The 18,008-nt window shown below is 53.0% G+C and carries 14 protein-coding genes and 1 pseudogene; 11 read left to right on the top strand and 4 right to left on the bottom strand.

Annotated elements, in window-relative coordinates; genetic code table 11:
- Positions 1-14: 14 nt before the first annotated feature.
- Positions 15-1,301, bottom strand: coding sequence for a Gfo/Idh/MocA family oxidoreductase (locus BN4609_RS00770; protein WP_068854910.1), 1,287 nt, complete (start codon positions 1,299-1,301; stop codon positions 15-17).
- A 532-nt stretch (positions 1,302-1,833) separates the two neighbouring features.
- Here BN4609_RS00770 and BN4609_RS00760 point away from each other — a divergent pair.
- From BN4609_RS00760 to BN4609_RS16815, 3 genes and pseudogenes are all read left to right on the top strand, one after another.
- Positions 1,834-3,807: a hypothetical protein gene (locus BN4609_RS00760; protein WP_438360812.1), complete on the top strand. Its 1,974-nt coding sequence runs from the start codon at positions 1,834-1,836 to the stop codon at positions 3,805-3,807.
- A 129-nt stretch (positions 3,808-3,936) separates the two neighbouring features.
- A pseudogene (locus tag BN4609_RS16820) lies at positions 3,937-4,896 on the top strand (family 43 glycosylhydrolase); the annotation flags it as partial.
- Positions 4,870-5,772: a glycoside hydrolase family 43 protein gene (locus tag BN4609_RS16815; RefSeq protein WP_241033158.1), complete on the top strand. Its 903-nt coding sequence runs from the start codon at positions 4,870-4,872 to the stop codon at positions 5,770-5,772. The pseudogene BN4609_RS16820 and the gene BN4609_RS16815, both read left to right, overlap by 27 nt.
- A gap of 720 nt (positions 5,773-6,492) precedes the next feature.
- Here the strand turns inward: BN4609_RS16815 and BN4609_RS00745 are convergent.
- Positions 6,493-7,455: a glycoside hydrolase family 43 protein gene (locus tag BN4609_RS00745; protein WP_241033157.1), complete on the bottom strand. Its 963-nt coding sequence runs from the start codon at positions 7,453-7,455 to the stop codon at positions 6,493-6,495.
- A 334-nt stretch (positions 7,456-7,789) separates the two neighbouring features.
- On the opposite strand from BN4609_RS00745, the gene BN4609_RS00740 reads away from it, so the two are divergent.
- The 8 genes from BN4609_RS00740 (at position 7,790) to BN4609_RS00705 (ending at position 15,181) form a co-directional block, all read left to right on the top strand.
- Complete coding sequence (locus BN4609_RS00740) at positions 7,790-8,002, top strand: Sec-independent protein translocase subunit TatA/TatB (protein WP_068854992.1); 213 nt, start codon at positions 7,790-7,792, stop codon at positions 8,000-8,002.
- An 18-nt stretch (positions 8,003-8,020) separates the two neighbouring features.
- Entirely contained in the window at positions 8,021-8,863 is an 843-nt protein-coding gene (gene tatC / locus BN4609_RS00735; RefSeq protein ID WP_021993695.1) for a twin-arginine translocase subunit TatC, read from the top strand.
- 6 nt (positions 8,864-8,869) lie between these two features.
- On the top strand, positions 8,870-9,961 hold the full coding sequence (locus BN4609_RS00730; RefSeq protein WP_068854906.1) for a disaccharide 3-dehydrogenase: 1,092 nt from the start codon (positions 8,870-8,872) through the stop codon (positions 9,959-9,961).
- A 76-nt stretch (positions 9,962-10,037) separates the two neighbouring features.
- Positions 10,038-11,510, top strand: coding sequence for a glycoside 3-dehydrogenase (locus BN4609_RS00725; protein WP_021993693.1), 1,473 nt, complete (start codon positions 10,038-10,040; stop codon positions 11,508-11,510).
- A 41-nt stretch (positions 11,511-11,551) separates the two neighbouring features.
- Positions 11,552-12,373: a 3-keto-disaccharide hydrolase gene (locus BN4609_RS00720; RefSeq protein WP_021993692.1), complete on the top strand. Its 822-nt coding sequence runs from the start codon at positions 11,552-11,554 to the stop codon at positions 12,371-12,373.
- Between the two features lie 34 nt (positions 12,374-12,407).
- Positions 12,408-13,298: a 3-keto-disaccharide hydrolase gene (locus BN4609_RS00715; protein ID WP_068854905.1), complete on the top strand. Its 891-nt coding sequence runs from the start codon at positions 12,408-12,410 to the stop codon at positions 13,296-13,298.
- A gap of 109 nt (positions 13,299-13,407) precedes the next feature.
- On the top strand, positions 13,408-14,331 hold the full coding sequence (locus BN4609_RS00710; RefSeq protein WP_068854904.1) for a sugar phosphate isomerase/epimerase family protein: 924 nt from the start codon (positions 13,408-13,410) through the stop codon (positions 14,329-14,331).
- A gap of 121 nt (positions 14,332-14,452) precedes the next feature.
- A complete protein-coding gene (locus BN4609_RS00705) occupies positions 14,453-15,181 on the top strand; it encodes a 3-keto-disaccharide hydrolase (RefSeq protein WP_068854991.1) in 729 nt (242 codons plus the stop codon).
- Positions 15,182-15,537: 356 nt separating this feature from the next.
- On the opposite strand, the gene BN4609_RS00700 is transcribed toward BN4609_RS00705, so the two are convergent.
- A complete protein-coding gene (locus BN4609_RS00700; RefSeq protein WP_084791296.1) occupies positions 15,538-16,323 on the bottom strand; it encodes a 4Fe-4S binding protein in 786 nt (261 codons plus the stop codon).
- Positions 16,324-17,223: 900 nt separating this feature from the next.
- Complete coding sequence (recO, locus tag BN4609_RS00695) at positions 17,224-17,949, bottom strand: DNA repair protein RecO (RefSeq protein ID WP_068854903.1); 726 nt, start codon at positions 17,947-17,949, stop codon at positions 17,224-17,226.
- Positions 17,950-18,008: the final 59 nt, after the last annotated feature.

Genomic DNA, 18,008 nt, shown 5'->3' with positions numbered 1-18,008 from the left:
TTCATGACACGACATCACATGTGCCATTGACCGCGCATGGGCTGGTCGATGAGCGCGTTTGCCTCGTCGTCGCCGACAAACAGCTGGGTCTTCGGGTCGAAATGAAGCACCTTACGGTTCAGTCTCAGTGCCACCGCACCGATGTTCACGAGCGTGCAGCTGCGATGACCGTTCTCCTCGTTCAGCGCGAACTTCTTTCTTGTGCGCAGACATTCGTAGAAATCGGTGTTCTGCGGCACCGGATCGGGATATTCGGCGAGCCTGTTCATTATGTCGGGGATGGTGCATTCGAATCCTTTATACACCTTTCCGAGCGGTCCCTCGATGTATGCTGTCTTCCCTCCGCTCTCATATCCTTCGCCCTCGAGCACTATCTGGCAGCCGTCATCATACGTATATGTTATCCTGCGCCATATCCCCACGGCGTCGGGATGCTGCTGGGCGGCGTCTGTCTCCACCTTTACGGGCGACGTGTTGTCCTTTCCCAGTATGTACTGCACGGGGTCGAGATAGTGCTGTCCCATGTCGGTGAGTCCGCCGCCGTCGTAGTCCCAGTATCCTCGGAAGGTCTGGTGGGTGCGGTGTACGTTGTATGGCTTGAACGGAGCCGGACCGAGCCAGAAGTCGTAGTCGAGCTCTCTGGGCACCGGTTGAGTCTCAAGATTCTCCCTGCCTGTCCAGAAGAACTTCCACGCGAAGCCCGTCGTGCCCGACACCACCACCTTCAGGGGCCACCCGAGGAGCCCGCTGTCGACGAGCTTCTTGAGTGGCATGACAGGCGTTCCGAGCCCGTAGAAGGTGTCGGTGAACCTGAACCACGTGTTCAGACGGAATATCCTGTTATACCGTCTCACCGCTTCCACAACGCGTTTGCCCTCTCCTATGGTGCGTGTCATGGGCTTTTCGCACCATATATCCTTGCCTGCCTTGGCTGCCTCGACAGCCATGATGGCGTGCCAGTGGGGCGGGGTGGCGATGTGCACCACATCCACGTCGGGATTTGAAATGAGGTCTCTGAAGTCGTGGTAAGCCCTCACGTCCTCCCTGAACCGGCTTTTCGCCATGCCGACAGCGTCCGAGAGATGCTTGCTGTCCACGTCGCAGAGCGCGATGAGACGGCATTGCCTGTCGCTTGTGAAATGATAGGAAGAGCGTCCTATGCCTCCCGTTCCGATGATGGCTTTTGTGAGCTGGTCGCTCGGAGCTATGTGTCCGTTGCCTCCAAGCACGTTGCGCGGGACGATGGAGAACAGTCCTATGGAGCCCATCGTCTTTAGAAAAGAGCGTCTGTCAGTTTTCATTACGGTTTGTTGTTAAGATGACGGATTGTTCGTTCCGCCGTTTGCGGCGGTCCGGTCAGTTGTACAAATGTAATAATAAAAATCGTAACACGGTGCCTGACGGCTTTTTTTTTTCGTGTGAGTGGCGATAATACCATTTCCGTTACGGTGCGGTGACTGCCGTGAACGTCGGGTCTCTTCCGGCACGGCACGCCTTTCTCCGTTGCCTGAATTCGCTTTTCCTGGTGCCGGAAAGCCTTGACCGGTCTGTAAAAACGTCTACTCTGTATGGTGATTTTGTCCATAGTGACAGTAAAAAGAGTGTGAGAGACCGTAATATTGTGTGTTTTTGATTTTTTGACATGCAGTATGTCTCTTTTTCGCAAATTAATATCTATTTTTGTAAAGCATAATCGCAATGCGACAACATACCGTGTGCCGCATGCCTGTGGAGGAGAAGGCATGCCATAGCTTACTGACATAGACAATGAATAATAATATAACAAAGAAAGTAATGGGAATTTTTTCAAAGACTTTAGTGTGCGCTCTCGTGATGGCGGGTGCGCAGACCGCGTATGCCGCCGACATCGTGACGCATGTCAGCGTCAAGCAACCCGGCAATCAGGCAGTGACTTATCAGCTCAGGGAACAGGGCGACAGGCTGGTTGCCGATGCCGCTCTTCCGCTCACGATAAGCAAGAGCGTGAGCAGCGAGGGAGCCGACGAGGTGGTCACAATCACGTTCACCGCGTCGGGAACGACATACTTCAACTTCGGTGCGGAGCTTAATACGGGCTATGACACGGACGGATGCGAGTTCTACATGCCTGGCTTCTGGTATCACCGCAACCTCCGCTCACCGAAGGAAGCGCCGTCGTTCCACACGTCGAAGAGCTGGAACTTCCGTGAGGACCGTCTGTCTTCACCGCTCACAGGAGCCTATAACGCCGCTTCCGCAGAGGGCACCACAGTGCTCCGTCTGGACGCTGAGGGCACGGACGCGCTTGCTACCGCCGGTGAGGGAGAGATAATTCTGTCGGGCAACACGTCGGTGGGTTACCTCGGATTCGACAACGAGAGCGGCACGGCGAAGCTCACTTTCGGCTATCCTTACATCGAGACACCGCGCCGCTATATACGCAAGCTCACCCTCGCGCCTGCCGTGGAGGCATTTGTTAAGTTGGAGAAGGGCGAGACGAAGAGCGTGAGCTGGCGCATACACAAGGTGAAGTCGGCAGACTACGGCGGCTTTGTGGGAAAGACATGGGAATACTGTTTCGACCGTCTGAACCCGCAGCCCGTCACTCCGCTCTATTCTCCCGAGAAGATGAAAGCCGTCATGGCTAACTACTTCCGCAAGTCGTATGTGAGCGATTATAAGCTGAAGTTCAACTCCGGTCACGGTCTGCGCTGCTCCGACTGCGTTCCCGTGGACCACGTGCAGGTGGGATTCTGCGGGCGCGTATTGCTCAACGCGTTCAACGCAATAGAGTATGGCGAGGCGACAGGACAGCAGGATCTCGTGAAAATAGGGAACGAGATATTCGACAGTTTCCTTGCCAACGGACTCACGGCAAAGGGATATTTCTACGACGATCTGCACATGCGCAACCCCATGCCTGCCGACAAGGACGTGGTGCACTCCATCCGCCAGCAGTCGGAAGCGGCATACGCGGTGATGCACTATCTGAAATATGAGAAGAAACAGGGACGCTCACACAAGGAGTGGGAGCAGAAGATACGCACCCTTCTCGACAACTTCCTCACACTGCTCAACGAGGACGGCAGTTTCGCGCGCAAGTTCCGCGACGACGGATCGGTGGTTGACGGCAGCGGCGGAAGCACACCTTCGGCAACGTCGACACTCGTCATGGGATACAAATACTTCGGAGACAAGAAGTATCTGAAGGCTGCCGCGCGCACCGTAGACTATCTTGAGGCGAACATCATATCCAAGAGCGACTACTTCTCTTCAACGCTCGACGCCAACTGCGAGGACAAGGAGGCTGCCATAAGCGCCGTCACCGCCACCTACTACATGGCTATGGCTACCAAGGGAAAGCAGCGCAGCCACTACATCGACCTGTGTAAGAAGGCGTCATACTTCGCCCTTTCGTGGTACTATCTGTGGGATGTGCCGTTCGCCGAAGGGCAGATGCTGGGCGACCTCGGCTTCAAGAGCCGCGGCTGGGGCAACGTGTCGGTGGAGAACAACCACATCGACGTGTTCGTATTCGAGCTGCCGCACATCGTGAAATGGCTGGGCGAGGAGCTCGGCGAACCGCGTTTCGGAAAGATATACGACGTCATCTACACATCGCTCAACCAGCTCCTGCCTGTAAAGGAGCGTCTCTGCGGCATCGGCGTGGAGGGTTTCTATCCCGAAGTGGTGCAGCATACCACATGGGACTACGGTCGCAACGGCAAGGGCTTTTACAACGACATATTCGCTCCGGGATGGACTGTGGCGTCGCTCTGGGAGCTTTATTCGCCTGAGCGCACGGTGAATTTCCTTACAAAAAAATAACACATAAGAAACCATAACAGTCATCATGACCGGACGCACGGCATGCCGCGGATTCCGCGCACACACTGCGGAGAAACGCATGCATGCTCGCCTCCGGTCATGATAAACATATATATAATAATGAGAAAACTGAGAATCTTAGCAGCATCCCTGCTGCTGTCCGCATCCGTATGTACGTTTGCAGGCGACACTTACACCAATCCTGTGATAAACACAAGCCTTCCCGACCCGACGGTGATACGCGCCGACGACGGCTATTTCTATCTTTACGCCACGGAAGACATACGCAATCTGCCGATATACCGCTCGCGCGACCTCACCGACTGGCAGTTTGTGGGCACGGCGTTCACCGACGATACCCGTCCGCAATGGAACAAGAAGGGCAACATGTGGGCACCCGACATAAACAAGATAGGCGACAAATATGTGCTCTACTACTCCAAGTCGGAGTGGGGAGGGGAATGGACGTGCGGCATAGGAGCCGCTACAGCCGACCGCCCGGAGGGTCCGTTCACCGACCACGGACCGCTTTTCATAAGCAGCGAGATAGGTGTCAGGAACAGCATAGACCAGTTCTACATCGAGGACAACGGCCACAAATATCTCTTCTGGGGCTCGTTCCACGGCATATACGGCATAGAGCTGTCTGACGACGGACTGTCAGTGAAGTCGGGGGCTGTGAAGAAACAGGTGTCGGGAACATTCATGGAAGGCACCTACATACACAAGCGCGGAAAGTACTATTATCTGTTCGGCTCTGCCGGAACGTGCTGCGAGGGCGCGCGGAGCACCTATCGCGTGACGTACGGACGCTCAGAGAACCTCTTCGGTCCGTACGTGGACAAGAAGGGACAGCGGCTGCTCGACAACCACTACGAGGTGATGCTACACGGCGATGACACGTTTGTGGGCACCGGACACAATGCGGAGTTCGTGACCGACGACCTCGGTCAGGACTGGATACTGTATCATGGCTACAAGAAAGCGGAGGCAGACGACGGCCGCGTGGTGTTCCTCAGCCGCGTCGACTGGAAGGACGGCTGGCCCGAGGTAGCGGGAAGTGTGCCTGAGAAAGAGAACGTAAAGCCGAGCTTAGGACAGATTCATCTGGCTGACCCGACCGTCTTCTGCGACAACGGGACATACTATCTGTACGGCACATCGCCCGTCTCTGACAACGGATTCTGGGTGTACACGTCCACCGACCTGCAACACTGGAGCGGTCCGGCAGGAGCGGTGGACGGCTACGCGCTGCGCGGCAACACCTACGGAACGCAGGGATTCTGGGCCCCGCAAGTGTTTAAGAAGGACGGACGGTACGCTATGGCTTACACCGCCAACGAACAGATAGCCATCGCATGGGCTGACAGTCCGCTCGGACCGTTCGTCCAGGACGAGCCCGCAATGATTCCGGCAAAGACCAAGGAGATAGATCCGTTCGTGTTCCACGATGACGACGGCAAGACATACATGTATCACGTGCGCCTCATCGGAGGCAACCGCATATATGTGGCGGAGATGAACGACGACCTGCGCTCGATGAAGGAGGAGACCGCAAGGGAGTGTATCGCGGTGAACGACAAGGGATGGGAGAACACCGCAGAAGGAAAGTGGGGCGTGAGCGAGGGTCCTACGGTGGTGAAACTCGACGGCACCTACTACATGTTCTATTCGTGCAACGACTTCCGCAGCATCGACTACGCCATGGGATATGCCACGGCTAAGTCGCCGCTCGGACCGTGGAAGAAGCACAAGAAACCGATTGTGTCGCGCCATCTCACGGGCGAGAACGGCACAGGACACGGCGACCTGTTCCGCGACGGGGACGGACGCTGGATGTATGTGCTGCATACTCACAACAGCAACTCGAAGGTGAGCCCGCGCCGCACGGCGATGGTGGAGCTCGTGAAGAAGGGTAAGAAGTTTGAGATGGTGCCCGGTTCGCTGAGATATGTCACCCGGTAGTCGTCGCGGCAAGCATGCTGACGGCATTGTCGGCAGGCGCGCGGGTGTGCCAGATAGGACAGTCTCGACGGTGTGTCCGCTCAATCCGGAAAGTAAAAAATATTGACAGCGTGAATCTGCCAGACAGAAACGGAAGAGGAGGAGAGACGGTGTGGGAGACGCGCGGCGGTTTTTCCTTATGGCTGAGAAACTGGTGGCATTGTCCGTTTCTGTCTGTCCGGAGACACAAATCATACTGTTCAGTGTGATGAGACAGAGGTTCTCTCACTTCGGAACGTGCCGTATTGGGGCACAGAAAAGGCTCTTCCGTGACGCGGAAGAGCCTTTTCCGCATCATGAAAGAGCCTTTTCCGCGTCACATGACATATGTTATTAAGATGTCGTTTTGTGTAAGTGGTTGTTACATAAAGCTTTACGCTTATGTCTGAAAAACCGCGTTTTTACGGTTGTTCTTGTTATTTCTTGCGCAGACGCGGCTCTCGCGGAGTTACCGTTATACTGAAACGCCTTTTCAATAAGATATTTGTCTGACAGTGTACGGGGTAAGACTGGCAACCTGTGCCGTCGTGAAATGCTGCGGAAAGAGTGTCCGGTGACGTACGGAAGAGGCTGAAGTCTATTGAAAAAACATCTCCGGCAGACCTGTTTCCGGTCCTGATAAAAAAATAAGACGCATGCCACCTTGTGGAGCCATGCGTCTTATCGTATGCTGTCAATATGTCATTTCTTCGGAGCCTTTACCGGTTTCACGCCCTCGAAGGTTATCTTCACCGGCTTGATGTATCCGTTCTCGTCGAAGTACATGCGGTCTATGCACACCACGCGGCTGTCGCGTCCCTTCTCGGTAAGCGGCCGGCGGTGATACACTATGTACCATTCGTCCTTGCCCGGAACCTGAATTACGGAGTGGTGTCCGGCACCTGTGGCGACCTCGGGATCCTGTTGCAGAATCTTTCCCACGCGCTTGAAAGGACCGAAAGGCGAGTCGGCTATGGCGTAAGCCACGCAATAGTCGGGACCGCCCCATCCGCCTTCAGACCACATGAAGTAGTATTTGCCCTTGCGCTTGAGCATGAACGGACCCTCCACATAGTTCTCGGGCGTCACTTCCTTGTATGTCGTACCGTCCTCAAACGGTCTGATGCTCAGCAGGTCGGGCGACATCCTGACCATGTTGCAGTGCCCCCATCCGCCGTAATACATGTAATATTCACCGTCGTCATCGCGGAAAACGAACTGGTCGATGGGCTGCGCGCCGTTGATGATCTTGTCGATGAGCGGTTTGCCGAGCGCGTCCTTGTATGGTCCCTCGGGCTTGTCGGCTGTGGCTACGCCTATTCCTCCCGTCTCGTTATTGTTCTGGATGTCGTTCGCTCCGAAGAAAAGATAATACTTGTCGTTGGCATGTATGATAGCCGGAGCCCACATTGCGCGGCGCGCCCAGCTCACGTTCTTCTTCTCGAGCACGCGCGGGTGCTTGGTCCAGTTCACGAGGTCTTTCGACGAGAATGCGTCCATGAACGTCTGTTCGTCGTATTCAGCCGAGTAGGTAGGGAAAATCCAGTAGGCTCCGTCGAGCACCGCGCCCTCCGGATCGGCATACCATCCCTTGAAGATAGGGTTGCCGCTGGTCTTTGTCTTCTTCGTTCCTGCCTGCGCTCCTGCGGCTACTGCAAGAATCATAGCGGATGTAAGTAATAGCTTTCTCATTGTCTTGGATTGTTGTTTTTGTTGGGTTTGAGTCTTAGTTGGGGACAAATGTATTAAAAAAAAGTATATTCCGCAAATATTGTGATAGGAATCGGGCGGTCTTGAACATATATTTTGTCATTATAGGAATTATGATATAAAAAAAGAATTCAGATTTTAATGAGAGTTAAAAAAAAAGCTGTTAATTGATTTATTTGTGAAATTATTTGACTGCTCCGCGTAAAAACCTTAACTTTGACGTGCTTTAGTAAAAGTGTGGAAAACATATCTTACAAACATATAAAAACAATATTTTTTTGCTATGACTATTTCTCAACTGTTATTTTTAGGCTCGATAGGAATGCCGGAGGTGATCATACTCGCGCTCATTGTGCTGCTCCTGTTCGGCGGAAAGAAGATACCGGAGCTTATGAAAGGCCTGGGCAAGGGTGTGAAAAGCTTTAAGGACGGAGTGAACGGAATTGAAAAGGATCTGAACGCAGACCTTGACGTGTCTGCCGACGACAAGAAGAAAAACTAACAAACAGCGTATCCCATAATGGCATTAAGGGCGGACATGACTTTCTGGGACCATCTTGAGGCGTTGCGCTGGACGTTGGTGAGGTCGTTTACGGCAATAGGCATCTTCTTTGTCGGAGGCTTTGCGTTCGTCCCCTACATCTTTGACAAGGTGGTGATGGCACCGAGCCGCAACGATTTCTTCCTCTACCGCTTTCTTGCTAAGATAAGCAGTATGGCTCCGGTGATTCCCGGTGAGGTCACAAAACCGTTTCATGTAGACATCATCAATATAAAGCTTTCATCGCAGTTCTTCCTTCACATATCGCTCTCACTGTGGCTCGCGCTGCTCGTGGCGTTCCCTTATCTGGTGTATGAAGTGTGGAAGTTCGTGTGCCCCGCGCTGTATGACAACGAGCGGAAGGGCGTTAGGTTCACCTTCCTTTTCGGCACTGTGATGTTCTATCTCGGATGTCTTATAGGCTATTCGGTGGTGTTCCCTCTGACGCTCAGGTTTCTCTACACATACGAGATAAGCTCGTTCGTGACCAACCAGCTGTCGTTAGACTCGTATATGAACAATTTCCTGATGCTCATTTTCATGATGGGCATTATCTTCGAGCTGCCGTTGGTGGCAATGCTGATGTCAAAACTGGGATTCCTCGACAGAAAGTTCTTCTCTGAATACAGGCGGCACGCCATAGTGGCACTGATGTTCGTGGCAGCTGTGATAACGCCTTCGTCAGACCCGTTCACACTGATGGCGGTTTTCATACCTATATATATATTGTGGGAACTGAGCGCATTCCTTGTGAAACCGGCCCCGCCCGAGGATGACACAGAGGAGGAAGAAAGCGAGAAGGAAGTTGAAACGCTAAAATAAATAATAATGGAAAGCTCTAAAATAAACGTCGGACTGATAGGATTTGGCAGGATGGGCAGCAAATACCTGCGCAAGTTCAACACAACGGGAAAGTATCACTTCTCTTACATCTGCGACGTCGACGCGGAGGCACGGGCAATGGCACGCAAACTGTCTCCGGAGTCGAGGGTGGTGGACAACGAGGATGTGATATTCAATGACGACAGTGTTCAGTGCGTGATATTGTCCACATTGGCGAACATGCGCAAGGAACAGATTGAGAAAGCGGTAAGCCGCGGCAAGCACGTAATATCTGAGAAGCCTATCGCGGACACACCTGAAAGGGAGTGGGCTGTGGTGAACTGTGTGGAAGGCTCGGGATTGCTGTCTACCGTGAACCTCTATCTCAGGAACTCGTGGTATCACAACCGGATGAAGCAATACATAAACGAAGGGGAGATAGGCGAGCTCGCCATAATACGGGTGTGCCATATGACGCCCGGACTTGCGCCCGGAGAGGGACACGAATATGAGGGACCGGCGTTCCACGACTGCGGCATGCACTATGTGGACATCACAAGATGGTATGCCGGAGCGGAGTATAAGACGTGGAACGCACAGGGCATTAGGATGTGGAACTATAAGGACCCGTGGTGGGTGCAGTGCCATGGCACGTTCACCAACGGTGTGGTGTTCGACATCACGCAAGGCTTCGTCTACGGACAGCTGTCTAAAGACCAGACACACAACTCGTATGTCGACCTTATCGGTACGAAGGGAATCGTGCGCATGCACCATGATTTCAAGACTGCCGTTGTTGAGCTCAGGGGCGTCACCAAGACTGAGATAACCGAGCTGCCTTACGGCGCGAAGAACATCGATGTGATGGGACGGCTCTTTGCCGAAAGCATCGAGAAGGGACGGCTCGACCCGCAGCTCCCCACGTTCCGTGACTCGGCGATAGCCTCCGAGTATGCATGGAAGTTCTTCATGGACACGAAGAACCACGACCTTCCGGCAATAGGAAACCTTGAAACACTGGACGAGATACTCCAGCGGCGCCGTACCATCAAGAACGGATACGGTCTGTTGGGACAGAACAAATGGGCGGACGACTGACAGCCGCCGCCCTGCCTTCATTCAGAAATATATTTAAAGCCAACCTAATATATAAACTCTTAAAAACAAAACAATCATGTCGAACATTTCAAGACGAGATTTTCTTAAAACAGGAGCGGCGGCTATAGCCGGTTTCACAATCGCTCCAAGTTCTATTCTGGGCAAAAGTCACGGACACAAAGCTCCGTCTGACAAGCTGAATATCGCCGTTGTTGGTATCGGCGGTATGGGACATGCCAATATCAATGCAGTGAAAAACACCGAAAACATCGTTGCTCTCTGTGATGTGAACTGGGATTATGCAAAGGGTGTTTTTGAGGAGTTCCCCAACGCAAAGAGATATTGGGACTATCGTAAGATGTACGAGGAGATGAACAAGACCATCGATGCTGTGATAATAGCAACGGCAGACCATACCCACGCTATCATCACTGCGGATGCCATGACACTCGGTAAGCATGTGTATTGTCAGAAACCTCTGACGCACTCTGTGTACGAATCGCGTCTTCTGACGAAGCTCGCCGCATCTACAGGTGTGGCAACCTCCATGGGTAACCAGGGTTCTTCGTGGGACGGAACACAGCAGGTGTGCGACTGGATATGGAACGGAGAGATAGGAGAGGTTACAAAGGTGGAGTGTGCCACCGACCGTCCTATATGGCCGCAGGGACTCAACGCCCCCGAAAAAGTGGATCCGATACCCGACACTCTCAACTGGGATCTGTTCACAGGACCGGCAAAACTCAATCCGTACAGTGCTCTCTATCAGCCTTGGAACTGGCGCGGATGGTGGGATTACGGTACAGGCGCGCTCGGCGATATGGCTTGCCACATCCTGCATCAGCCGTTCAAGGCACTGAAACTCGGCTACCCTACAAAGGTGGAAGGTTCTTCAACGCTGCTTCTTAACGCTTGCGCTCCGCAGGCACAGCATGTCAAACTGACATTCCCGGCACGTGAGAACATGCCTAAGCTCGCGCTTCCTGAGGTTGAGGTACACTGGTATGACGGTGGTATGATGCCAGACCGTCCAGCCGGATTCCCGCAGGGTAAGGAACTCATGCAGTCGGGTGGCGGTCTCACCATATTCCATGGAACAAAGGATACGCTTATTTGCGGCTGCTACGGACAGGAGCCTTGGCTGCTCTCAGGACGCAAACCGAACGCTCCGCAGGTTGCCCGCCGCGTGAAAGTATCTCATGAGATGGACTGGGTTCGTGCCTGCAAAGAAAGCAAGGAGAACCGTGTCAAGACAAACTCAGACTTCTCTGAGGCTGGTCCGTTCAACGAGATGGTGGTCATGGGAGTGCTCGCAATACGTCTGCAGGCTCTTCACAAGACTCTGGAATGGGACGGCGAGAACATGCGTTTCACCAATATCGGCGCCAACGAGACTATACGCACTGTCGTGAAAGACGGTTTCACAATCCACAACGGACACCCGTCATTCAACAAAACATGGACCGATCCGGTGAACGCCCAGCAGTTTGCCAACGAGCTCATCAAGCACACTTATCGTGACGGATGGAAACTTCCGGATATGCCTTAATATATAAACGACAATAAAAAGAAAGGATATCATATTATAATATGAGGAAAGTATTTTATTCATTGGCAGGCATCGCTTTCGCAGGAACGCTCATGTCGTGCAGCGGCGGAATGAAGGTCGCCAAGATGGAGGTATCCCCTTCGTTGGGCGCGGCGGAGAATGTGACTGTTGACGTGCCTGTGGACAAGGGCTATTACGTGCTGTTCGACGGCACGTCTCTCAAAGGATGGCGCGGCTATGCGAAGAGTTACATGCCCGACTGTTGGAAGATTGAGGACGGATGTCTTAAGTTCTCGAGAAGCAACGGAAGGGAAGGCGGCGACGTGATCTTTGCCCACAAGTTCAGAAACTTTGAGCTTGAGATGGAGTGGAAGATAGCCAAAGGCGGCAATTCCGGTATCTTCTATCTCGCGCAGGAGTTCTACACGATAGGCAACGACGGCAAGATGAATGTGGAGCCGATATTCATCTCCGCACCGGAATATCAGGTTCTTGACAACGAGAACCATCCCGACGCGAAGCTCGGAAAGGACAACAACCGCAAGGCTGCGTCTCTTTACGACATGATTCCGGCAAAGCCGCAGAACGCAAATCCCTACGGCGAGTGGAACAAGGCTAAGATTGTTGTCAAGGACGGTGTCGTTTCGCATTATCAGAACGACGTCAAGGTGCTTGAATACAGACTCTGGACCAAGGAGTGGACAGACCTGTTGCAGGAGAGTAAGTTCAGCGAGAAGGCATGGCCTCAGGCATTCATCCTTCTCAACGACTGCGGCGGAGTTCTCCACAGCGGTTATATAGGACTTCAGGATCATGGCGACGACGTATGGTATCGCAACATCCGCGTGAAGGTTCTCGACTAATTCAACAAACCAAATTAACAAAGACACAGAATCTATGAATAAATTATCGATAGTGTTCGCAGGCGCGCTGCTTATGGCGGCATCATGTGCCAACAATTCAAACAAGTGTGATTGCAACTGCCCATGCCCCGGCTGCACATGCAACCAGGACAAACCTGCAGACAAGGCAAAACTCGATTACAGGGTTGTTGACAATAAAAACGTCGACATCTCCAAGTTCCCTGTCGACAAGGACGGATACATCGTTCTCTTCGACGGCAAGACTCTCAACGGCTGGCGCGGCTATGGCATGGACACGCCTCCCAAGAGCTGGACTGTCGAGGACGGCGCAATCAAGCTGAAAGGCTCCGGTACGGGCGAGGCTCAGGTTGAGGGCGGCGGTGACCTTATCTTCGCTTCGAAGTTCCAGAACTTCGAGCTTGAGCTGGAGTATAAGATTTCCGAAGGCGGTAACTCCGGTATCTTCTATCTTGCCCAGGAGGTGATGGCGAAGGAGAACGGCAAGGAAGCATACCTGCCTATATGGCAGTCGGCTTCTGAGTATCAGGTTCTCGACAACGACAGACATCCGGACGCCAAGCTCGGACAGGACGGAAACCGCATGTCCGGTTCTCTTTACGACATGATTCCAGCCAAACCTCAGAACGCAAAACCGGCGGGAGAGTGGAACACGGCAAAGATTATGGTTTACAAAGGAACGGTCATCCACGGTCAGAACGGTCAGAATGTAGTGGAGTATCACCTCTGGACACCGAAGTGGACCGAGATGCTTCAGGCAAGCAAATTCAAGGAGAACGGTGACTTCCCGATAGCTTATGAACTGCTCAACAATATGGGCGGCGACAAGCATGAGGGATACATAGGACTCCAGGATCACGGCGACGACGTGTGGTACCGCAATATCCGTGTGAAGATATTGAAATGACACATATCGTGATATAGTGTAAAGACATCGAAAACTGTTCCGGTCTGAAACGTCGGTGATGTGGAATGCCGGAGCAGTTTTTTTATTACTTCAAAAAGACAATACGATTATGAGAACACGATTTTATATACCTTTGCTGCTCGCATTGCTGCTTTCGTTCACGGCAGGCACCGCAGTTTCGGCAAAGGGACATGCAAAGAAAGAGGTGTGCATACAGCTTTATTCCGTCCGCAGCATTCTTGACGGAGTGAACAAGGACGGGAATGCCGACCAGAAATACACCGACATACTCAACAAACTGGCAAAGATGGGATACACAAGTGTCGAGGCTGCCAATTACGATCAGGGTCGCGGCACGTTCTACGGACGCACTCCGGCACAGTTCAAGCAGGATGTGGAGAAAGCCGGAATGAAGGTCCTGTCCTCTCATGTGGGTCACGGACTCAGTGCGGAGGAGCTTGCCTCGGGCGATTTCTCAGGCGCGCTGAAGTGGTGGAGCAAGTGTATCGCCGACCATAAGGCTGCCGGAATGAAGTACATAGTATGCCCGTGGATGGAAGTTCCCAAGACTCTGAAGGACCTCGGGACATACTGCCGTTACTTCAACGAGGTGGGCAAGATGTGCAAGGAAGCCGGAATGCAGTTCGGATATCACAACCATTCGCACGAGTTCCAGAAGGTGGAGGACAAGGTAATGTACGATTACATGCTCGAGAACACCAATCCTGAATATGTGTTCTTCCAGATGGACCTCTACTGGGTGGTACGTGGCGCATGCAGTCCGGTAGCTTATTTCAAACGCTATCCGGGTCGTTTCAAGATGTATCATGTGAAAGACGACAAGGAGATAGGTCAGAGCGGCATGGTGGGTTATGACGCCATATTCCGCAACGCTGATGTTGCCGGAGTGCAGGCAATCGTAGCCGAGATAGAGCAATACACCATGCCGGTTGAGCAGAGTGTGGAAGAAAGCCTGCGCTATTTGCAGGACGCCCCGTTCGTAAAGGCTTCTTATTCCTACAACAAAAAGTAAGCATACTTGCAATAGTGCGCCCGTTCTCTCATGACGGGCGTCCTTTTTTTATATACATATACAAATAATAAAACATATGATTATGACGAATGACGCAAGAAAACTATGCGCGGCGGCTCTGATGCTTGCCGCGGCAGGCGGCGCGAGTGCCCAGGAAGGCATGCGCCCGGAAATGTCTGAGTTCTACACTCCTGTCACTACGGTTGTCGCACCGGGCACCGATCTGCAGGGAGGCGGCTTCACAGCTCCGTCGGATGCCATCGTGCTGTTTGACGGCAGCGACCTCTCGGCATGGGAGAACTCTCAGGGCGGTCCTGCCGAATGGACTGTAGCCGACGGCGTGATGACCGTGGACAAGAGCAAGGGCGACATCCGCACCAAGGAGAAGTTCGACAACTTCCAGCTCCACATAGAGTGGCGCGTACCGGAGAACATCCACGGTGAGGGACAGGCACGCGGCAACAGCGGTGTCTATCTGCAGGGTATGTATGAGCTTCAGGTGCTCGACAGCTACAACAACAGCACTTATGTCAACGGTCAGGCTGGAAGTATCTACAAGCAGACCGCACCGCTCGTGAACGCCATGCGCAAGCCGGGAGAGTGGAATGTGTACGACATCATCTACACGGCTCCGGTGTTCAAGGAGGACGGAACATACCGTTCGTTCCCCCGTGTAACCGTTATACAGAACGGAGTGCTCGTACAGAACAACACCACAATCATCGGAACGACCGAGTACATCGGTTTCCCGAAGGTGCGTGCACACGGTGCCGGTCCGATTCTTCTGCAGAGTCACGGCGACCCGAGCGAGCCTATAAGCTTCCGCAACATATGGATACGCAAGCTTTGACACAGGTCGCGTGAGACAAGACGTAAAGCCGCCGTGCCGCATGCCGCGCTGTTCCATGATGTGGAAAGCGGCATGCCGTGCACGGCGGCTGTAATTTCAGGCTGATGTCCGGTGTTGGTCTGTTGGTCTTGGACATCTGTTCTGTCCCTAACCGGTTGTCATTCTTCATTCCTGTTTCTTGCTTATGCCGGTCTGGTTGGTCTGTGCTTTTATCGGAGATGAAGCTGGTTGCATGTGGAAAAAGCGCAAAACAAGATGACGGCAGCAATGTTGAAGATAAACCAACAAACCGGCAATCAACGGAAAAAATGCTTTGACGGTCTGATGACCGATACGGATTCAAGCCCGGTGCTCCGTCATATGAACCATTCGGGCTCTTTCCTTTCCATGTTGTTTTCCACTATCTTTTTCTCCGCCATGTCGTAGAGTGTCCCTCCGAAGTGCCGGGCATGCTGCGGACATACAGCCACACAGCGTCCGCACGATATGCATCTGCCGCTGTCGGTGGCACACGGCTCGTCCTCAACGATGGCTCCTGCGGGACACAGCCGCGCACACGTGCCGCATCCGTCACACACATCCCTGTCGCCCAGAGGATGCAGTGGCACAGCCGCCGCGTCCTTGTACGGTCTGTTGCCTTTCACGTCGGGCAGGGGCGTGCGGTCGCCTTCGTGCCACGCCTCAAGCCTTTCCCTGCACGCCTTCCCGAACTCCTCCAGTGCCGCCATGTCGGTCTTGTCGGGCCGTCCTGCCGCGAGCCGCGTGAAAATGGAGTGCTGCGCTATGAATGCAGCGGCGGCTATCGTGCGGAATCCGCCCTCCGCGAGCAGGTCACACATCTCGAGCAGCGCGTCGTCATAGTCTCTGTTGCCATACACGCACACCGCTATGGCAGGCGTTCCGTTGCCCTTTATCATTCTCAAAGCCCTCGCTCCCTGCTGCGGTATCCGTCCGGCGTACACCGGCATGCCCGCTATGAGCAGGTTGCCGTCGCCTGCCGCTATTGTCATTGGGTCCGGCATGCTGTCCGTCACGTCTGTTTCCGTCACCTCACATCCGAACGACTCTGCCAGTGCCATCACCGTCTTGCGTGTGGTGTACGTCGCGCTGAAGTATACAACTGTGATTTTCCTTATTTTCATATGCTGTCTGTTTTAGTGTGATGTTTTCAGAACCAGGTGCCACGCCATGCGTTTCCTGCCGTCTGCCGCCACCGTCATGATACTGGAAAAATATTATAATGCTTCCTATATATATAATAATGATTACGTGATATTATTGTCATGATGTCGGAAAAATATTATAATTGGCTGGAATAAAACTCCTGAACAACACACAATATGATGGAAATCAATTTAGAACATCTGCCTGACTGAGACGGAATCTTATCATGTCTGAAGCGGAATATTATTATATTCGTCCCTCTGTCATAACCTGTCCGTCTCCGATAGCGGCGAGTAAGGACTTGCATCCTCGTATGCGTCGCATGCAGAGTCGCAGGACTTCATATAGTGTTATGGTGGTATTGGCTTTGCGGTGTGGTTTATGTATATTTATGCGTTTTTCCGTATATGCTGCCGCATGAGTATGTACCGTCAAATCAGAATACGGACGTTATTCAGCGGCGGAGCGCATTCTGACGCGGATACGGCGGTTTTCAGTACTTTCGGCAAGCCGCTGACAGCCAGCGATTTATACATTATTGCGAGAACGAAAGCCTTTTTCCGCCTTACGGAAGAGCCTTTCCTGTGTTGCGGAAAAGGCTCTTCCGCATGTCAGGACGTGCTTTCCGGCGAGCCGTTATGTGCTCTTCCGTGAGGCGGAAGAGGCTTTTCCGCATCTTTCCGGGCAAACTTCGTGGCTGCTGATGCTGCTATATGCGCTTTTCATTCATGTTTTTCCGCCTTCCCGTTTCTGTTTCGCGGATTTCTTTTGTCAAAATAAAGTCAAACCGGAATTGCATAAATATGCATTCTGTAGGGCGGTACTCCACATGTGACACGCCCCTCTCCGTTCCCCGTGGCGGCGTCGCGTGGCGTATGTCAGACAAAGAGTTCCTGCAGCACACCGGTTGACTTCAGTTCCGGAAAGTCGGGAACGTGCAGCCGGTAGTATTTCAGTATCAGCTCCACGCAGCGGTTGCGCTCGTTCCGCGAGAATGAGAACAGGTGCATGGTCTCATATCTCATTCGCATGAGCGTGGCTATTCTTGACGCCTCGTCGGGCTTCAGGAAGTCGTTGTGAGACGGTTGTCCTGCCGTGAAGCATCCGCTCCTCAGGTCGAAGTATGCGTTGCCGGCGCAGTTGTCGAGGTTGGGGTAGAAGCCCACAAACCTCGTGAGATGCATCATGTACACAATGTGGAAGTTGGAGAACGCGCCCCGGCATGCGTCGAGCCACATTATGCTGTTCGTGATATACTGGAACAACGGCGCGTTGTCCTGTTCGCTTCGTGTGGCGAAATGGGTGAACTCAGCCACGAACATCGCTATTGACAGCTTGTAGGCATCCAGCGGAATGGATGAGAGAGGGTATGCCATGGAAGCCTCTTTTATGCGCAGCAGGTTGGCGTTCTGCCTGTAGTCGAACACCAGGTCGAGCACCGACAGCGGCTGCAACAGCTGCTTCCTCACTCCGGCGCGCGCTGTCTTGGGTATGCGCTGTATGAATGACAGCCGTCCGTGTGTCTGTGTGAGCATGTCGGCTATGACTTGAGAGTCACCGTATTTCAGCGTCCGCAACACCACCGCTTTTGTCTTTGTAAGCATAAATTCGTGCGTTTTATGACGCAAAAGTACGAAAAATGCGCTGTTTTGAAAAAAAACGG

It is taken from the genome of Leyella lascolaii (assembly GCF_900079775.1).
GTDB lineage: Bacteria > Bacteroidota > Bacteroidia > Bacteroidales > Bacteroidaceae > Prevotella > Prevotella lascolaii.
Note: the sequence above shows the minus strand (reverse complement) of the source record. Positions and strands in the feature narration are given on the sequence as shown.